At 64.4% G+C, this 16,558-nt stretch carries 13 protein-coding genes; 8 read left to right on the forward strand and 5 right to left on the reverse strand.

Features of this window, described 5'->3' with window-relative positions:
- Positions 1 to 7: 7 nt before the first annotated feature.
- The 5 genes from IZV00_RS08525 to sbnA all read right to left on the reverse strand — a co-directional run bounded on the left by IZV00_RS08525 (position 8) and on the right by sbnA (position 7,373).
- A complete protein-coding gene (locus tag IZV00_RS08525; RefSeq protein WP_196224262.1) occupies positions 8 to 2,146 on the reverse strand; it encodes a TonB-dependent receptor in 2,139 nt (712 codons plus the stop codon).
- 145 nt (positions 2,147 to 2,291) lie between these two features.
- A complete protein-coding gene (locus IZV00_RS08530) occupies positions 2,292 to 3,488 on the reverse strand; it encodes a type III PLP-dependent enzyme (RefSeq protein WP_196224263.1) in 1,197 nt (398 codons plus the stop codon).
- Positions 3,485 to 5,197, reverse strand: coding sequence for an IucA/IucC family protein (locus IZV00_RS08535; protein WP_196224264.1), 1,713 nt, complete (start codon positions 5,195 to 5,197; stop codon positions 3,485 to 3,487). Before IZV00_RS08535 ends, IZV00_RS08530 begins: the two co-directional genes overlap by 4 nt.
- 74 nt (positions 5,198 to 5,271) lie before the next feature.
- Positions 5,272 to 6,282, reverse strand: a complete 1,011-nt coding sequence (gene sbnB, locus IZV00_RS08540; protein WP_196224265.1) for a 2,3-diaminopropionate biosynthesis protein SbnB — start codon at positions 6,280 to 6,282, stop codon at positions 5,272 to 5,274.
- Positions 6,279 to 7,373, reverse strand: coding sequence for a 2,3-diaminopropionate biosynthesis protein SbnA (gene sbnA / locus IZV00_RS08545; protein ID WP_196224266.1), 1,095 nt, complete (start codon positions 7,371 to 7,373; stop codon positions 6,279 to 6,281). Before sbnA ends, sbnB begins: the two co-directional genes overlap by 4 nt.
- 205 nt (positions 7,374 to 7,578) lie before the next feature.
- Between sbnA and IZV00_RS08550 the strand changes: the two genes are divergently transcribed.
- From IZV00_RS08550 to trbJ, 8 genes are all read left to right on the forward strand, one after another.
- Positions 7,579 to 8,784, forward strand: coding sequence for an ATP-grasp domain-containing protein (locus IZV00_RS08550; protein WP_196224267.1), 1,206 nt, complete (start codon positions 7,579 to 7,581; stop codon positions 8,782 to 8,784).
- A gap of 463 nt (positions 8,785 to 9,247) precedes the next feature.
- The gene (locus tag IZV00_RS08555) at positions 9,248 to 11,290 is read left to right on the forward strand and encodes a conjugal transfer protein TraG (protein ID WP_196224268.1); all 2,043 of its coding nucleotides are present in this window, start codon (positions 9,248 to 9,250) and stop codon (positions 11,288 to 11,290) included.
- Between the two features lie 3 nt (positions 11,291 to 11,293).
- Positions 11,294 to 11,707 (forward strand): CopG family transcriptional regulator, encoded by a 414-nt coding sequence (locus IZV00_RS08560; RefSeq protein ID WP_196224269.1) that lies wholly within the window; start codon positions 11,294 to 11,296, stop codon positions 11,705 to 11,707.
- A complete protein-coding gene (gene trbB, locus IZV00_RS08565) occupies positions 11,704 to 12,690 on the forward strand; it encodes a P-type conjugative transfer ATPase TrbB (RefSeq protein WP_196224270.1) in 987 nt (328 codons plus the stop codon). The genes IZV00_RS08560 and trbB overlap by 4 nt, the downstream gene beginning before the upstream one ends.
- Before the next feature lie 3 nt (positions 12,691 to 12,693).
- Positions 12,694 to 13,035 carry a TrbC/VirB2 family protein gene (locus IZV00_RS08570; RefSeq protein ID WP_196224271.1) on the forward strand — a complete coding sequence of 114 codons (342 nt, stop codon included), beginning with the start codon at positions 12,694 to 12,696 and terminating at the stop codon, positions 13,033 to 13,035.
- On the forward strand, positions 13,035 to 13,304 hold the full coding sequence (locus tag IZV00_RS08575) for a VirB3 family type IV secretion system protein (RefSeq protein ID WP_443020039.1): 270 nt from the start codon (positions 13,035 to 13,037) through the stop codon (positions 13,302 to 13,304). Before IZV00_RS08570 ends, IZV00_RS08575 begins: the two co-directional genes overlap by 1 nt.
- Positions 13,298 to 15,745 carry a conjugal transfer protein TrbE gene (gene trbE / locus IZV00_RS08580; protein ID WP_196224273.1) on the forward strand — a complete coding sequence of 816 codons (2,448 nt, stop codon included), beginning with the start codon at positions 13,298 to 13,300 and terminating at the stop codon, positions 15,743 to 15,745. The genes IZV00_RS08575 and trbE overlap by 7 nt, the downstream gene beginning before the upstream one ends.
- Entirely contained in the window at positions 15,745 to 16,488 is a 744-nt protein-coding gene (trbJ, locus tag IZV00_RS08585) for a P-type conjugative transfer protein TrbJ (protein WP_196224274.1), read from the forward strand. Before trbE ends, trbJ begins: the two co-directional genes overlap by 1 nt.
- Positions 16,489 to 16,558: the final 70 nt, after the last annotated feature.

Below are 16,558 nucleotides of genomic sequence, written 5' to 3' on the forward strand. Positions count from 1 at the left end.
CGGCGGGCTAGTCGATCGCGTATCGCAGCGTGAGCATCGCCGAGCGCGGCGCGCCCGGCATGTTGAGGTTTCCAACCGTGCCGTGGCCCGACACGATATAATCGCGGTCGAAGATGTTGCGGATGTTGAGCTGTGCTTTGAGCTTGCCCAGGCGCGCCCATGCCATCGCATCGGCGGTGACATATTCCGGCAGGACCACGCTGTTCGCGAGGTTCGCCTGGCGGTCGCCCACATAATTGAGGCCGCCGCCAAGGCCGAAGCGATCCCCGAAGCTGCGCATCAGCCAAAGGCTCGCACTGTTTACGGGCGTCAGCGTCGGCCGGTTGCCCTGGATAGGCACGCCGCCATCCAGCGCCGGTGACTTGGTGATGCGCGCATCGAGATAGGCATAGCTTGCGATGGCCTGCCACCCTTCGGACAATTCCAGCTGCGCCGAGAGTTCGATTCCCCGCGTTTGCTGCACGCCCACGGGTACGACCTTGAGCAGGACAGGATCGGTCGCCTTGATGTCTGACCGCTTGAGGTTGAAGGCCGAAATCGTCGCTGACAGCTTGCCGTCGAAGAATTCGAACTTGGCCCCGATTTCGCGGTTGATCGTCTTTTCCGGCGCGATGTCCGCGCTGCTCGTCGAGAGCGCGAATGTCTCGCCAGAAGGCTGGTAGGACTTGTTCCAGGAGACGTAGTAGGACTGGGCCGGGGTGGGCTGCCAGACCAGGCCGATGCGGGGACTCCAGAACGTATCGGTTCGCCCGAGATCGGGCTGTCCGGCTATCCGCTGGTGGACCTCCTGCCGGAAGCGGTCATAACGCAGGCCAGCCAGCGCCTTCCAATGCTCACCCAGAGAGATCATGTCCTGGGCATAGAAGCCAAGGGTCTTGTAGACGCCCGTCCGGTGTGTGCCCGGATTGCCGGCGACTTCCAATGGCAGAACCGGAAGCACCGGGTCGAACAGATCGACCGTGGCGATATTGGCGCGGTCGATCCGCAGCTCATATTTCGACTGCCGGCCTGCCTCGAAACCCATCAGCAGCCTGTGCTCCAGCGCTCCGGTGGAGAATGTGCCGGACAGTTCGAACTGGTTGGACCAGCCATGCTCGGCGCGATCGGTGCTCTGGCGATTGAGAGTCACCGTCCGGGCAGCTTCGTTGACGGTGTTCGGGATCGTGTTCTGCCGATCGAGCGTATAGTCATAATAGCGGAAGGCGTTGTGCAGCTTGAGCCGATCGCTGAACTCATGGTCCAGGGTCGCCGTCGTGGACCACACTTCCGACTGGCTGAAGTCCACGTCCCTGCCGTTGGCGGCACCATAATAGGTCGATGCCGGCACATCGACCGGGCGCCCCTGAAAGGCCGGAATCCCGTTATCGGTCAGACGGCGGTCGCGCAGATAATCAGCCTGGAGGAGGATCCGCGTGCGGTCGCTCGGCGCGAACAATATGGACGGCGAGATGGCTTCGCGCTTCAGGAACCCCTGATCACGATAGCTGTCGGACCGTTCGATCGCACCGGTCAGTCGCACTGCTAAGTCATTGCCGGTAAAGACATGGCCAAGGTCGATCTCGCCGCGCTTGTCGTCCCAGCTTCCATAGCTCAGAACGATCTCACCACCTTCCGTGCCCGGTTTCCTGGAAACGCGGTTGATGAGACCGCCGGAGGAACCACGTCCGTAGAGGACGGATGCCGGGCCTTTCAGGATTTCGATCCGCTCTATGTTCGACAGGTCTCGGAAATAGAGGGCATCATCGCGCACGCCGTCGATGAAGAGATCGCCATAGGCGATATTGCCGCGGATCACGAATTGGTCCCGCTGGCCGTCTCCGGTCGCCATGCCGATGCCGGCCACGTTCTTGACCGCGTCCTGCAGCGACAAGGCGCGCTGGTCGCGCATCACCTGACTTGGGATGACGTCGATCGTCTGGGGGATGTCGCGCAGCGGCGCGTCGATCTTGAGCGCGGTGGTGTCGGGGGTGCGATATTCCGGGTTCGTGGCCGTTACCACGATATCGTCGCGTGCCGAACCGGCCGCCGCAGCTTCATCATCCGCGCGCTCCGCGCCAAAGGCCGGTGACGACACCATCGCCCCCATCAAGGCCAGTGTCGAGATGGCGCCGCGCGCCCGAGCGGCGCTGGAAGTAATCGCAAGCATATAGTGCCCCCAAATATATGATAATGCGAATCGTTCGCATGAATGACTGTTAGGGCAGCATTGCGATCGAAGTCAAGGGCGGCGGCGAACCGGTGGCGTGTCCCGCGTCTCCCAGCTACTTGAAAAGATGAGCGGATTGCCGCGCTCATGCCACCGCCTCGTCAACATAGATGCTCTCGGGATGGGCGTGGCACAGGAAGTCATGATGGGAGATATCCCAGCCATAAGCACCCGCCATGAGGAAGCAGACGAGATCGCCGACCCGCGCCCGCGCGACAGGCACATCGCGGGCCAGCACATCCTTGGGGGTGCATAGCTCGCCGGCGAGCGTCAGATTGCTGTCGGTGCATTCGGGCCTGGGCCAGGGATGAGGCCAGGCGTCGCGGGGCAGGATCACGAAAGGATGGTTGTGCGCCCAGGAACTCGGCAGCCGGAAATGATGGGTGCCACCTCGCAGCAGGGCGAAGGCACGTCCATGGACAGCTTTGATGTCGAGAATCTCGCAGACATAGACGGCATGATAGGCGGTGAGAATCCGGCCGCATTCGAACTGCAGGTTCAGATCACCGGCCGCATGCGGCGCGAGCGCGCGGGTGAAGCCTTCAACGTCGAACCGCCAGTCCGGATCGTCATAGTCGACGCCCCAGCCACCGCCGAGATTGACTACCGCCAAGTCCAGCCCATGCTCGGTTGCCCAGGACCGGGCAAGATCGAGTTCCATCGCGCAAAGCGCAGCATGTCCGGCAGCATCCCGATTGTTCGACACGGTATGGAAATGGAAGCCCTCGAACCGAAGTGCGCGGCAGTTCTTCATGAGCCTCAGCGCGTCGGGGATGTCGGATTGCGCTATGCCAAATTGTGTCGCCGCTCCTCCCATGGTGAGGGTAGCTCCCGGCACTGGGCCGGCAAGATTCACGCGCAGCAATATGGGCAGTACCGTGCCTGCCTGCGCCGCCACGGCGTTCGCGAGACGCAACATGTGCAGGCTCTCGACGTGAAGCCGCTCCACCCCCTGCGCCAGGATCAGTTCGATATCGTCGTTCGTGCGCGCGGGCCCGCCCATGATGATCCGGACATCGGGACCGGTCGCCTCACGTACCCTCAGGATTTCGCCCGAGGAGGCGACCTCGAACCCAGCGACATGCGGCGCAAGCATCCGCAATATCCGGGGATCGTTGTTGGCCTTGATGGCGTAGAAGAGCTCCGCTTCGGCCGGCAGCGATCCCACGATACGCAGCACGTGGCGACGCAGCGCATCGAGATCGTGCAGGAAGGCGCAGACCGGTCGTTCGCTGTCCACGACAGCGGCGATCTGCGTCATAGTCGGCCTCAGCAACGTCATGACAATAGCGCCGTCGGTTGCTGTCCCGCGATCTTTTCCTGCACGGCAAGCCGCAGAGGATTGGCGATGGCCACATAGTCCGGACGCTCACCGCGCCCTGCGAAGCAACTTGTGAAGTTCGCTTTCGCAGGAAGGGTTTTCGCAGCGAGAAGCCATGTGACGAGGCCAGCCGTCTCCGCGTCCTCGGCAGTGGTGGACAATATCTCGATAACGGCGCGCCAAAGGCCGGTTTCCGACATATCGGCCAGGCGCGCGATTGTCGCGACCACATGGTTCAACTGATTGCTGACCAGATAATAGACCAGGCGATGGCGTGCTTCCTCGGCCGGGAAGAACACGGACGGATCGAGGTCGAGGTGAAGGCTGGGCTTGGGCGCGATACTTTCGAAGCGCTCACGGTCGATGCTCACCCCTTCGAGGTCGCGAACGATCAGACGGGCCGGATTTCCCCGGTCCAATGCCAGAAGGCTGTTCTGGCTGTGCGCCTCCAGGCTGACGCCGGTTCGGGCGAACAGCCGGAGCGGCGGGAGGATGGCCGTCTGGACGTAAGCGCGTAGCCAGGCTTGCGCCTCGGCGAGACCGGAAAGGATGCAACCCATGGCCGCCAGCATCGGACGGCCATCATGCGGCGACGGCTCGAGCAGACCTGCCAGGACGAATGCTTCTCGCGCAGGCGCATCGCGAAGGACGACGCCCGTGATTGCTTCGAGGCCCGGGCGATCGACCCAGATGGCGCCGGGCTCGTCGAGCATGTCGAGGCCGCAGGCGGCAACCTCTGCTGAGATCGCTGCCAGCGCCCGTCCCGCGGCCATGCTCCGGCCGATCTGGTCGAGCGGGTTGGTGCGCGCGAAATTGGTGATCCGTGCGGCGATCGGAAGCTTGAGGAAGATATTCGCGCTTGGTGCGAAAACGGTTCGAACCGATGACGTCGGCTGCATCGTCGCACCGGTAGGCAGGGTGAGGATCGCTCGTCCTTGCGCAACAAGATCGGCGAATGATGGGTCATTTTCGAGGCGAGCGGCCTGCCAGGGATGGCTTGGGATCAGAAGCCGCCCGCCGATCGCCTTTTCCGGCAGGCCGGAAAGATCGGCGAGGATGGAACTTACGCGGTCCTGGGCCTGCCTGTCGCGCCACAGGGCGGCGCCAACGCCGGGCTCCGCGATGATCCATCGCAACTGGAAGCCATTGGCGCGCTCCGGCGCAAAGCGTTCGATATCGTCCGCCGAAAAGCCGTCTATGCTCTTGGCAAAGGGGTGAAAGGGATGCCCATGCCAGAGGCTTTGTTCCAACCCTATGGGGGAAGCTTCTGCTGAACGCGCTGCACAGGCCAACGCGTGCTGCTCCGCGCCCTCGACAGCTTTAATGAGACGGTCCTTGATGGCCGACGAGATAAAGCCATTTTCCTGCAAGAGCGCGTCCGCCATCAGGCCGGCCACCAGAACTGGGTCACCCGTATCCTTTACGGACCCATCATCCCCTTCGATCAGCACAGGCGTCCGCCAGCGATGGAAACCTCCCGGCGATGAGCGCACGCACGAGGCGCGCACCCTGTGCGCGCCCACCTCCAATATGCAGGTTTCCCCCTTGATCGGCATGCAGCCAGCCATGCGCTCCCGCAGCCATGTGTTGAGCAGGCGCTCCACGGCGATACCGGCGCGGATGGCGACGGCATCTTCAGTTGTTCGCGGCACGGGCAGGGCTGTCGTCATCAGACGCGTCTTTCGATGGCGTTAAAAAGGGACGTGGCGGCAGGTGCTGGAAGTGCCAGCAACGAGATATCCGCCTAGAAGAGAGGCAGGAGCGTGCCGATATTCCTGTCCTCGGCCCGGCGGAGGATAGCTTGCGCGCAGGCGATGTCGTCGATCGCCATCCCCATCGGATTGAGCAGGATAATCTCGTCATCCGTCTCGCGACCGGGCCTGGACCCGACGATAATCTGGCCAAGCTCCGCATGCAGTCGCTCGCGTGAGAACTCACCCGCTTCGACAAGCAGGTTGATGATCTTCTTCTCCCGGTTCGACTGGTCCCAGTCGTCGACAACAACCTTGTCGACCTTAAGGAACACGTCGCGTTCCACGTCCATGATCGAAACGTTGGCCAGGAAACTACCCCTGCTGAGCCAGTCGAAGGCGAGATAGGGCCTGTCAGTGACGGTGCAGGTGATCACGACCGCACAATCGCGAACCGCAGCTTCGGCGCTAGTCGTGACGGTAACGACTAGGTCGCCGAAGCGCCGCCGCAGCCGGGCGGCAAGCGCGTTCGCCGTATCTTCGCGCAAATCGAACAGCCGCAGCGCTTTCACGTCCGCGAATTGCTCGAGCAGCATCTGGGCCTGCCGCTCGGCGATCGGTCCGCAGCCGATAATGGCTGCTTCATCAAAGCCTTTCCGCGCCAGATGCCGCGTGGCGACGCCGGTGACGGCGGCGGTCCGCATCGCGCTCAGAAGTCCACCTTCCATGATCGCGATGGGATAGTTGGTCTCGGGATCGTTCAGCACGATAACGGCGCTCGCCCGCTCCCTCCCCCTCTTGGCCGGGTTGTCGTGCTTGGAGCCGATCCATTTGAGCCCCGCAACGGGTTGCTCGCCTCCGATCCAGGCCGGCATGGCGATGATCCGATCCGCAATATGCTGGGTACGGGGACTGCGCAGATAGGGTTTTAGCGGTTGTACGAAATCGCCGACGGCATGGCTGCGGAAGGCCGCCTCGATCGCACTCATATAGAGGGCCGAATGGTCCCCGCCGAGCGCAGCGACGTCCGAGCGGGACAGGTATCGCAGAGTAGCCGTGTTCATCGCGCCGCTCCCTCCGACAAAGTATTGGCCGACAAGATATGAGCCTCCGGCATCCATGAAGACGCCGCCGCGCTGGGGCGCCGAGGTTGGGACGCCTGCGCGGGCCGTTCGCCCAAGCGGCGGAAGGATGCCGCGAAAGGCCTGGTCAGGCGGCGTTCCTGCGCTGGCCAGTCAGGATCATAGACCGTGTCGAGATAGCGTTCGCCGCGATCGGGCAGCAGGGTGACGATGCATGATCCCTTGCGAAGGTTCGGGATCAGCTTGGCAATCGCCGCCATGACCGTACCCGACGAGCCGCCGGCCAATATGCCCTGGCTCTCGGCGAGACGGCGGCAGGCCAGCGTTGACTCCCAGTCCGTCGCATAGATCACGGCATCCACCTCGGGCAGGGCGAGTTGCTCCGGCACGCGGCTGGCGCCGATTCCCGGGATCTGCCTGTTGCCGCCTGTCCCGCCAAAGATGACGGACCCTTCCAGATCGACCGCCACGACCTCGATGTTCGGCCAACGCTCGCGCAGGCGGCGCGCCAGACCCATCAATGTCCCGCAGGTCGAGACTGCCGCGACCACATGCGTGGGCTCGACCGGCATCTCACGGACGATCTCCTCGCCGATCCCGATATAATGGGCGCGCCAATTGTCGGGATTGGCATATTGGTTTAGCCAGACCGCGCCCGGGATGGTACGGACCAGTTCATCGACCCGGCGAACGCGGGTATGGAGATAGCCGCCTGCCTCATCCTTCTCCGTCACGAGGTCGATGTGCCCGCCGAACGCCTCGATGAGGCAGCGGTTGGCAGGGGCGAGATTGGGATCGACGACCGCCGTGAAGGGAATGCCCTCGCGCTTGGCTATCATGGCCAATGCTATGGCGAGGTTGCCGGAAGAACTTTCGACGAGGTGGCTTTCCGGCGTGATCCGGCCTGCGGCGAGCGCCTGGGACACCATGTAATGTGCGGTGCGGTCCTTCACGCTGCCGCCGACATTGAGCATTTCCAGCTTGGCGAATACCGGAACCATATCCGGCGGAAACATGCGATCCAGGGCAATAAGCGGCGTGTTGCCGACGGACAGTTCCGCTGAAGATTGCATTGTAGCTCCTTCCCAATCCGGATGGCGCGGCGACATCGCCGCTACTCGCTATTCAGGCCCAATCAATTTCCCAAGCCGCTTCAATGACATAAAATGATTCGCTATTGAGAGTCAATTGCAGTTATTATGCGGTTCGCTCATTCAGCTTTCTCTGCTCATGGGGCAGCAGCAGCTATGAAAACAGGAATTTGAAAGGTCTTGCCCGATGCCGACACTCATCCTGCTCGCCCATGTGCCGACGGACGCCGTCAACGAGGGTTTTCTTCCGGCAGCGCGACGCCTCGGCCTAGAGGTAACCCTGCTTACCGATCAGGCCGAAGCGCATCACCGCCACTTCGCGGCTGCGGATCGGCCCGCCTACCCCGACAAGATCGTCGAATGCGACGTTTTCAACCCCGTGGCGGTCATCAACGAGATCAGCCGCTGTACTGAGCGGCCTGCGGCCATCTTCTCGAACAGCGACCATCTGCAAACCAGCGCCGCGCTCGCCGCTGACTATTTCGGCCTGCCCGGCAAAGATTGGAAAACCACCTATCGGGCCAAGAACAAGGCGGCGATGCGCTGTCATCTGCGCGATCTGGGCATCGATACCTTGTGGCACGCCGTTGTGACTGATGAAGACGGTCTGGCCGCGCTATGCGGCGTGCCTTTCCCTTGCGTGGCAAAGCCCCGCGAGGGGGTGGGCAGTCAACTAGTCCGCTTTTGCGAAGAGAAGGCTGCGCTGGTCGCGCATTGCCGACAGGTCTGGCGGGCCGATCCCGGTCGGGCCGTGCTGATAGAGGACTATATGGCCGGCGAACTCTACACCCTGGAAACGCTGGGCGACGGGAAGGACATCGCCGTCCTAGGCGGTTTCCACGTGGCGCTCAGCCCGCCCCCCGATTTCGTGGAGATAGAGGGACGCTGGGGCAGCTGGCTGACCGCTGAACAGAAGGATGCGGTACTCGGTCAAATACAGGCGGTCGGTGTCGGCTTCGGCTCCTGCCATACCGAATTCGTCATGACGCCAAAGGGGCCGCGCATCGTCGAGATCAACTACCGGACGGTCGGCGACCATATGGAGTTCATGCTCGAGCACACGCTGGACATGGCGCTGTTCGAAAAGATTCTTCGTCTTCATCTCGGCGAACCGCTCGGCCAGTGCTCACTTGCCGCCAGGGTAGCCGCGATCCGCTATTTTCCGGCCGACGAGGCGGGCGAGATCGTCTCCGCGCCGGAGGCGTTTCTGCGAACACATGGCGGCCTTCGCGTCGAATATCGTTCACTGCGCAGACCCGGCGAGCGGGTGGCCATAACCCATTCAAACAAGGACTATCTGGGCGTCCTGAGCGCAAGCGCCCCGGACAGGGCCACGCTCGACGCTGCGATGGCGGAGGCCCGGGCGGCATTGTCCTGGGAAATTCGCCCCTAGGCGAAGCGTTCCACGTCGCAGGAAACATCCTCACGGGCGCTTTCGCCAGCCCGGTCGGCAATTTAGGTCGATCGGCGTTCCCTGCATTGCCGATCGAATGAAGAATCTCCCCGTACAATCCGGAGCCGCTTGCCGGCTCGGCGAATGGGCGAGGTTTCGCGCTCGACCGGATCGGCAGTTCCTGTCTTGGCGACGATGATGGCATTCGCCACCGACCCGCTCGGATCAACCTCGCGATGCAGCGGCGGCCCGGTTCAATCGGCGATGCCGGCATTTATCGAATCATGGGCAAGACTGACCCTGGCTGCCCGCGGGCGAACAAGCGCACATATCGAACCCCTGTCCTGCTCGCATGGCCCCATGGATGCACCTGGCGTCACCAGCAGGTGACTGATGCGCGGCCTGCCATCCTGACAAATTGAGCTCAACTTGCGGACGAACTCGTCACGCGCAGGAGGCTCAAATGACCCCGACCAAGCTGCTCATCGGACAGATATTCGTCGTGCTGGCAATCATTGTCGCGAGCATCTGGACGGCAACGCAATGGGCGGCGGCCAGCCTCGCCTATCAACCCCAACTCGGGGGGCCGTGGTTCGTCCTGTTCGGCGTGCCGGTCTACCATCCTTGGTCGATCTTCCCGTGGTGGTTCTCGTTCGACGCCTATGCCCCAATCATCTTCGACGAAGCGGGCGCCATCGCTGCAACCGGCGGTTTCATAGGCTGCGGCGCGGCCATCTTCGGCTCCCTGTGGCGTGCGCGGCAGTCGAACAATCTCACGACCTATGGCTCTGCGCGCTGGGCCACGCACAAGGACATCAAGGATGCCAAGCTGCTCGACAGCCAAGGTGTCGCGCTCGGCCGCATCGGCGGCGATGACCTGCGCCACGACGGCCCCGAGCATGTCATGGCGTTCGCGCCGACCCGTTCCGGCAAGGGCGTGGGCCTCGTCGTGCCAACTCTGCTGTCCTGGACCGGCTCGACTGTCGTCCACGACATCAAGGGCGAGAACTGGCAGCTGACCGCCGGCTGGCGCTCGCGCTTCTCGCACTGTCTCCTTTTCAACCCCACCGACGCGCGCTCGGCCCGCTACAATCCGCTGCTCGAGGTGCGCCGTGGCACAAATGAAGTCCGCGACGTCCAGAACATCGCCGACATCCTCGTCGATCCCGAAGGCGCGCTCGAGCGCCGCAACCACTGGGAGAAGACCTCCCATTCGCTGCTGGTCGGCGCGATCCTCCACGTTCTCTACGCTGAGGAAGAGAAGACCCTCGCCCGGGTCGCAACCTTCCTCTCCGACCCCCAGCGCCCGTTCGCCGCAACGCTGCGCCGGATGATGGCGACCAACCATCTCGGCACGCAGGACGCGCCGCAAGTCCATCCGGTCGTCGCCTCGGCTGCGCGGGAGCTTTTGAACAAGAGCGAGAATGAGCGCTCGGGCGTGCTGTCGACCGCCATGTCGTTTCTCGGCCTCTATCGCGATCCGACGGTTGCAGCTGTCACCTCAGCCTCCGACTGGCGGATCGCCGATCTCGTCGAGGCGGCCCATCCGGTCTCGCTCTACCTCGTCGTGCCGCCCTCCGACATCAGCCGCACGAAACCGCTGGTCCGCCTGATCCTCAACCAGATCGGCCGCCGCCTGACCGAGGAACTGCACGGCACAGGCAAGGACGGCGAGGCTGCAAAGGGGCGGCATCGCCTCCTGATGATGCTCGACGAATTCCCGGCGCTGGGGCGGCTGGACTTCTTCGAGACGAGCCTCGCCTTCCTCGCTGGCTATGGCGTGCGCGCCTTCCTCATCGCGCAGAGCCTCAACCAGATCGAGAAGGCCTATGGCGAGCACAATGCCATCCTCGACAATTGCCATGTCCGCATTGCCTTCGCGACCAATGACGAACGCACCGCCAAGCGAATTTCGGATGCGCTCGGCACGGCGACAGAGCAGCGCGCCATGCGCAATTATGCCGGGCACCGCCTCGCGCCCTGGCTGGCGCATGTCATGGTCAGCCGGCAGGAGACCGCGCGGGCACTGCTGACTCCGGGCGAGGTGATGCAACTCGCGCCGACCGACGAGCTGGTGCTGCTCTCGGGGCAACCGCCGATCCGCGCGAAGAAGCTGCGCTACTATGAGGACCGTCGCTATACCGCGCGCGTCCTGCCCGCCCCGACGCTAGCCCCCGCAGGCTATCGCGACCTTCCGGCTGCGCGTCCCGATGACTGGGCTGGACAGGTTCGCGGTGCCGATATGCGCCTCGCCGGCGGCCCCGATGGCGACGAAGGCGCCGACGCTGGCGGCCTCGAACAGGCCCGGCATCCAGCGCATGAAATCGAGCCGGTCGTCATGGTCGAACCGGAGATCGCCGACCCGCTTGGCCTTGGCGAGGACGACGGCGACCAGGCTGCCGAACGCCGCGCGATGGACAGGGTCCAGGCGCTCGGCACGGCGCGCACGGTCTACGGCCTTGATGCAGCCTCCGGCCGACCCGACGACCTGCAGCTGGGGTTCTGACCCATGGAAAAGGCCAGCAACAGAATACGCCACCAGCTTTTCCTGCCCAAGCCGCTCTCCGATCGACTTGAAGAGCTCGCCGCCAAGCCCGGCGCCAGCAAATCGGCGATCCTTGTCGACGCGGTCACCGCGTGGCTCAACCGCCGCGGCGCGTCGGAACTGGAAGACCGCTTCGCGATCCGGCTCGACCGGCTGACCCAGGCGATCGGGCGCGTCGACCGCGACACCTTCGTGATCCTCGAGACGCTGGCGCTGTTTATCCGCTTCGAGCTCGCGATCCAGACTCCGCTCGCGGAGAACGATCAGGCCGGCCGCGCGCTCGGCGCCAAGCGGTTCGAAGCCTTCGTCACGCAGGTCGGCCGCCAGGTCTCGACCGGGCGGCGCACGCTCGCCGCGACGTCGGATCACGGCGAATGACCGCCCAGCTTTCCGCCGAACGTCGCCGCCGAATGCTGATCACGGCACTGGGCATGGACATCGCTGCGGCCATGCGCGACCCGCTGGTCATTGAGATCATGGTCAATCCCGACGGCGCCCTGCGGCTCGACCGGCTCGGCGAAGGCCGTGTCGATACCGAGGTCCGCATCGAACCCGAACAGGTCGAGCGGATCATCCGGCTGGTGGCAAGCCATGCCCGCGCCGAGGTCGATGCCCAGCATCCGATCATCTCGGCTGAGTTGCCGCCGCATGTCGAGGGACGCGCCGGCGAGCGGTTCGAAGGCGTGCTGCCGCCGGTCAGCCAGGCGCCCTGCTTTTCGATCCGAAAACCGGCCACAAGGCTGCACACACTTGACGACTATGTCGCCGATGGGCTGATGTCCAAGGGGCAGGCCGACATGCTGCGCGCCGCAGTCTCCCAGCGCTACAACATCCTGGTCGCGGGCGGCACCAGTTCGGGCAAGACCACGCTCGCCAATGCGCTGCTCGCCGAAATGGCCTGGATCGACGCCCGTGTCATCCTGATCGAGGATACGCGCGAGCTGCAATGTCCGCTGCCCGACACGGTCGCCCTGCGCACGCGGCCGCCGCATGTCTCGATGACCGAACTGGTGCGCTCGACGATGCGCCTTCGCCCTGATCGCATCGTCGTGGGCGAGGTCCGCGGCCCCGAGGCGCTCGACATGCTAAAGGCCTGGAACACCGGCCATCCTGGCGGCATCGCGACCGTCCACGCCAACAGCGCGCCCGCCGCCCTCTATCGCATCGAGCAGCTTTGCCAGGAGGCGGTGGTCACCGTGCCACGCCAGCTCATCGCCGAGGCCATCGACATCATCGTGTTCATCTCCGGCCGTGGCACAACGCGCCGCGTGTCGACCATCGCCCGCGTCACCGGTCTCGTGCCCGAAACCGGCGCCTACGCCCTCGCCGATCTTCAAACCCCCAGCCGCAAGGAGACCTGACTCATGCCTCCCATCCAACCCTCCCGTCACTCGTTTCACCGCCCGTTCCTCTCCAGCGCTGTTTGCCTGCTCGCGCTCGCAGTCACCACACAGGTCCAGGCGGCAGGCTCAGGGATGCCCTGGGAGGAACCCCTCCAGCAGGTGCTGGAATCGGTGCAGGGGCCGGTCGCCAAGATCGTCGCGGTGATCATCATCATCGTCACCGGCCTCACCCTCGCATTCGGCGAGACCGCCGGCGGGTTCCGTCGCCTGATCCAGATCGTGTTCGGCCTGTCGATCGCGTTCGCGGCCTCGTCCTTCTTCCTCTCCTTCTTCAGCTTCGGCGGCGGGGCGCTGATCTCGTGATGGCAAGCGGCCAGCATATCGAAGGCTTCGAGGTGCCGATCCACGGCTCGCTGGGCTCACCGCTGCTCCTTGGCGGGGCGCCACGCGGGCTGGCGATCGTCAACGGGACGCTGGCGGCAGCGGTCGGCCTCGGCCTCCAGCAATGGCTGGCCGGGCTTCTGCTCTGGGCGGTCGGGCACAGCGTCGCCGTGATGGCCGCCCGCCGTGATCCCGATTTCGCGCCCGTCCTCCTCCGCCACATTCGCCAGAAGGGATATTTCGCATGCTGAATCTGCGTGAATATCGACCGACCGCAGGACGGCTGGCCGACCATCTTCCTTGGGCGGCGCTGGTTGCGCCGGGTATTGTCCTCAACAAGGACGGCAGCTTTTGCCGTGTACTGGCCTTCCGCGGTCCCGATCTGGAATCCGCGACCGAGGCCGAACTGGTCGGCGCCTGTGCCCGGGCGAACAATGTCCTCAAGCGGTTCGGCAGTGGCTGGGCACTGTTCTTCGACGCCGAGCGGCGGGAAGCGCAGGCCTACCCCGACAGTGACTTTCCCGATGCGGCGAGTTGGGTGGTCGATCGCGAGCGGCAGGCGGCATTCGAAGCAGAAGGGACGCATTTCGAGAGCCGCTATCACCTGATCCTGATCTGGCTGCCACCCGCCGACGCGACCGATCGTGCCGGGCGCTCGCTGATCGAACGACCCGACGGGAACGGTGAACGTGACTGGCGTGGCACGCTGGAAAGCTTCATCGCTGAAACTGACCGCGTCCTCGACCTGCTCTCTGGCTTCATGGCGGATGTCCATCCTCTGGACGATGGCGAGGCGCTGACCTTTCTCCACGGCACGATCTCGGATCGCCCTCATCCCGTCGCCGTTCCCGAGACGCCGATGTATCTCGACGGCATCCTGGCCGACACGCCGCTGGTTGGTGGGCTGGAGCCTCAGCTGGGTGACCTCCATGTCCGCACGCTCACCATTCTCGGTTTTCCGAGCCTCAGCCGTCCAGGCATCCTTGATGCCCTCAACCACCAGGACTTCGACTATCGCTGGGTGACGCGCTTCATCGCGCTGGACAAGACACTGGCGACCAAGACGCTCACGTCGCTGCGCCGCCAATGGTTCAACAAGCGCAAGTCGGTCACCGCCCTGCTGCGCGAGGTGCTCTACAACAGCCCCGCCCAACTGCTCGACAGCGACGCCGACAACAAGGTGGTGGATGCCGACCAGGCCCTCCAGGCGCTCGGCGGCGATCATGTCGCCTTCGGCTACCTCACCACGACAATCACGGTCACCGACAGAAGCAGGGCGGCGGTCGAGGAGAAGGTCCGCGCGGTCGAACGGATCATCAATGGGCTCGGCTTCACAGCCAAGCGCGAGGGCGTGAATGCGGTCGAGGCCTGGCTGTCGTCGCTGCCGGGTCATGTCTACGCCAATGTCCGGCAGCCGCTGGTCCATACGCTCAATCTCGCGCACCTGATGCCCTTGTCGTCGGTATGGGCCGGGCCGGTGCGCAACGTCCATCTCGACGGCCCGCCGCTGCTGGTCGCCAAGACCGCAGGCTCGACCCCGTTCCGGCTCTCCACCCATGTCGGCGATGTCGGCCACATGATGGTGGTGGGACCGACCGGCGCTGGCAAGTCGGTGCTGCTGAGCCTGATCGCGCTCCAGTTCCGCCGCTATCCCCAATCCCAGGTCTATATCTTCGACAAGGGCAATAGCGCGCGGGCCGCAGTGCTGGCGATGGGCGGCGCACACCATGCGCTCGGGTCGGCGGAGGCGGACGGCGAGACACTCGCTTTCCAGCCGCTCGCCGGTATCGACAACGCTGGAGAGCGGGGCTGGGCGGCGGAATGGATCGCGTCGCTACTGGCGCATGAAAATGTGCCGGTCACCCCAGAGGTGAAGGACGCGATCTGGACTGCGCTGGGCAGCCTCGCCTCGGCACCGCGCGAGGAGCGGACGATGACGGGCCTGGCCCTTCTGCTCCAGTCGAACGCCCTGCGCATAGCGCTCCAGCCCTATACGCTGGAAGGGCCGCATGGTCGGCTGCTCGATGCGGCGCAGCAGCAGCTTGGCCAAGCCGATGTCCAATGTTTCGAGACCGAGGCGCTGATGGGCCAGTCCGGGGCGGTCGCACCGGTGCTGACCTATCTCTTCCACCGGCTGGAAGAACGATTCGACGGCCGGCCGACGCTGCTGATCCTGGACGAAGCATGGATCTTCCTCGACCATCCGCTGTTTGCGGCGCGCATTCGCGAGTGGCTGAAGGTGCTGCGCAAGAAAAACGTCGCGGTGTTGTTTGCGACGCAGAGCCTTGCCGACATCGCCGGGGCCGCAATCGCACCCGCCATCATCGAGAGTTGCCCGCAGCGCATCCTGCTGCCCAACGACCGCGCGATCGAACCGCAGGGCCATGACATCTACACGCGCTTCGGCCTCAATGACCGCCAGATCGAGCTGATCGCAAGGGCCACACCCAAGCGCCACTATTACCTCCAGTCCGCGCGCGGCAACCGTCTGTTCGAACTTGGCCTCGGCCCTGTCGCGCTGGCGCTCTGCGGCTCCTCCGACCCGGCAGCGCAGGCCCGGATCGACGCGCTGCTTGCCCAACATGGTCGCAGTCGCTTCGCCGAAACCTTCCTGCGTGACGCCGGCCTCGACTGGGCGGCCGATCTCGCCGCCGACTTTCCCGCTCAAACGCCCCAGCAAGGAGAAATCTGATGCCCGTCCTCACCCGAAAGCATGTGATCGCAGCCGTTCTTGGCCTGGGCGCCGGCGGTTCCCTCGCCATGTGCGTCATGATGCCAGCAACGCCCGCCCAGGCCATCATCGTCTTCGATCCGAGCAACTATGCGCAGAACATCCTGACCGCCGCGCGCACGCTCCAACAGGTCAATCAGCAGATCCAGCAACTCCAAAACGAGGCGCAGATGCTGGTCAACATGGGCAAGAACTTGGGCCGCATCGACTTTCCCCAGCTTGATGCCCTCCGCCAAAAGCTCGCCGAGATCGACCGGCTGATGGGCCGCGCGCAGGCGATCGACTTCCGGATCGACCAGCTGGACGACAAGTTCCAGTCTCTGTTCCCACAGGATTTCTCCTCCGCACTGCGCAGCGACACCCGCGTGCGCGATGCCCGGGCACGCCTCGATGCCAGCATGGGCGCGTTCCGCCAGACGATGACGGTGCAGGCTCATGTGGTCGAGAACATCCAGTCCGACTCGCAAACGCTCGCCGCGATCGTGGCACGCAGCCAGGGCGCTGAGGGCTCGCTTGCAGCCCAGCAAGCGACGAACCAGCTTCTCGCCTTGACCGCCAAACAGCAGTTCCAAATCCAGCACATGATGGCGGCGCAATTCCGCAGCGAAGCGATCGAGCAGGCGCGGCGTGCCACGCAGGCCGCGGAAGCCCGCGCGGCTACACGCAAGTTCCTCGGCTCCGGATCGGCCTACACGCCGCAATAGCCCCCTTCGGCTCGAAAGCCGGTCCGGCCAGCGGTCGGCGGTGCCCCCTCTCATGCCGTCGATCGCCGTC

It is taken from the genome of Sphingobium sp. Cam5-1 (assembly GCF_015693305.1).
Taxonomy (GTDB): Bacteria; Pseudomonadota; Alphaproteobacteria; order Sphingomonadales; family Sphingomonadaceae; genus Sphingobium.